General features: G+C 35.6%; 4 protein-coding genes. 1 reads left to right on the forward strand and 3 read right to left on the reverse strand.

What is annotated here, in order from left to right:
* The 3 genes from C6988_RS10650 to C6988_RS10660 all read right to left on the reverse strand — a co-directional run.
* Nucleotides 1-886, reverse strand: an 886-nt coding sequence (locus tag C6988_RS10650) for a thioredoxin domain-containing protein (protein ID WP_182135408.1), incomplete at its 3' end; no start/stop codon positions are given.
* A gap of 31 nt (nt 887-917) precedes the next feature.
* Nucleotides 918-1,097 (reverse strand): hypothetical protein, encoded by a 180-nt coding sequence (locus tag C6988_RS10655; RefSeq protein WP_182135410.1) that lies wholly within the window; start codon nt 1,095-1,097, stop codon nt 918-920.
* A gap of 71 nt (nt 1,098-1,168) precedes the next feature.
* The gene (locus tag C6988_RS10660) at nt 1,169-1,396 is read right to left on the reverse strand and encodes a hypothetical protein (protein WP_182135412.1); all 228 of its coding nucleotides are present in this window, start codon (nt 1,394-1,396) and stop codon (nt 1,169-1,171) included.
* A gap of 79 nt (nt 1,397-1,475) precedes the next feature.
* On the opposite strand from C6988_RS10660, the gene C6988_RS10665 reads away from it, so the two are divergent.
* Nucleotides 1,476-2,329, forward strand: an 854-nt coding sequence (locus C6988_RS10665) for an alcohol dehydrogenase catalytic domain-containing protein (protein ID WP_182135414.1), incomplete at its 3' end; no start/stop codon positions are given.

The raw sequence follows: 2,329 nt of genomic DNA on the forward strand, positions 1-2,329 counted from the left end.
TGTTCATAGTTTCAAGATAAAATGGATCCTTTGTAATTTGAAATGCCTCTGCATAATTTACTGAAATTAGTGCATTATCATAGAGCATTTTTTCAAAATGAGGCACCAACCATCGAGCATCAGTAGAATATCTATGAAAGCCACCACCAATTTGATCAAAAATTCCCCCTCTGGCCATCTTGTTTAATGTCTTGAGTGCAAATTCATTGAATTTTGAGAGTCCAGAAATCTTTCCGTATCTAAACAGAAAAGAAATGTTTGCAGCATTAGGAAACTTTGGAGCCTGACCAAATCCCCCAAATGTAGTATCACCCATCTGTATTAGATTCATCGCTGCCTCATCAAGAATTATTTTTTCTAATTTTGAAGGGACCTGAATTTTTTCTGTTTGCTGTAATGAAGTTAGGAATTTTTCTGCTGCTTGTTTTATGTCATTAGGCTTTTCTTTCCAGGCTTGAGATAATTGGTTTAAGATGCTTCCAAATCCAGGTCGTCCATACGAATCTAATATTGGAAAATATGTACCAACATAGAATGGTTTTTGATCTGGAGTCAAAAATGCACTCAAAGGCCAGCCACCCTGACCAGTAGTTAGCTGACATGCTTTTTGATAAATATCATCAATGTCTGGGCGTTCTTCTCTATCTACCTTAATGTTGATAAAATTCTCATTCATAATTTTTGCAATTTCTTCATTCTCAAAGGACTCATGTGCCATGACATGGCACCAGTGACAAGAGCTATAACCAATACTTAGAAAAATTGGCTTATTTTCATCTCTAGCTTTTTGTAAGGTTTGCTCATTCCATGCATACCATTGTACAGGATTCTGTGCATGCTGTAAAAGATATGGACTTGATTCATGAATTAAGCTGTTTTCTGCCACAATGATTTACTGTTTTTGTTGATATTTGTATCTAATTGACAGCCTTTGCTACTTTTGATGCAGAGATAGACTTCATTCCTGTATCTAAAACTAATTCTAATGTCTTTGAATAACTCCAACTTCGTAATGTTTTTTGTATAAGATCACTTTGTAATTTTCTTACTTTTTTATCCAATGAAGGGGAGATTGTTATTGTAACGACTGTTCTCATAAAGAAATTATTAGGATTATAGTATAAGAGGGACATACCTCAATAAAACAGGTTACCACTAGAAACTTGAATTAAATTCCTTGTCTTCCTTCTTCTGCCTCATAAATTGCAACATTGATTTTTGCCAAGAGTTTTTTCTTTGATTTTTCTGCCTTTTTGCTATGGCTATAGTCTTTTTTTTCCACTAATGTTTGGAGTTTTCGAAGCTGATCTAAATTTAGATCTTGAAACCCCTTTTTTGAAACAATGGTAAGTAGTTTGACACGTTCCTTATCCTCAGGAGTAAGGCGATAATCCATCATCTCAAATTATTTCAAAGGAATCTTTAAGCTATTCCATTAAGGAATCTAGAAATATCCAATCCCAGAATTATCATTTATGAGTAAAATGCGTGCCATGGTATTATCGGAATTAGGGCCAGTTGAGAAAAAGCCACTAAAACTAACAGAGATTGATAGACATGAGATTCAACGACCAAATGAGATTTTAATTAAAATTCAAGGTTGTGGGGTTTGCCATTCACAATTACATGGAATTGAAGGAGATTGGAAAGAGCTTGGGATACCCCCGCAACTACCAACAGTTCCAGGCCATGAAGTGGTAGGAGAGATAATTGAAGTTGGAAGTGAAGTGACCAAATTCAAAGTAGGAGATCATGCAGGAATTTCACCGTTGTTAGAATCATGCATGAAGTGCCAATATTGTAAGGAAGGAAAACAGCAGTTGTGTGAATCATCTACAATCTTAGGTGAATCATTGAAGGGAGGATATGCAGAATATGTAACAGTTACAGAAGACTTTGCAACCAAAGTGCCAAATGGTATGAAACCAGAATATGCAGCACCATTATTTTGTGCAGGAATTACTGCATACAAAGCAGTCAAGGCAAGTGAGCCAAGCCATGGCAAAAAAATTGGGATTTTTGGAATAGGAGGCGTAGGACATATGGCAGTTCAATTTGCAAAACTTGATGGAGTGGATGTTACTGCGATATCTCGAAATCAAAAACATTTGGATGTTGCAAAAAAATTAGGTGCAAGTACAATCATTTCATTTAGTGAAGACCAAAACAAAGTCTTAGAGGAGATTAAAGACAAAGTAGGATTACTTGATGCCGCAATAGTTTTTGCGCCAGCAGATATTGTGACAGATACTGCAATAAAGGCAGTTAAGAAAGGGGGATTAATCGTAATTGGAACAATTGGAGAGATTTCAAGTTTTGTTGCATTTGA

This window comes from Nitrosopumilus sp. b1, assembly GCF_014078545.1.
Lineage (GTDB): Archaea > Thermoproteota > Nitrososphaeria > Nitrososphaerales > Nitrosopumilaceae > PXYB01.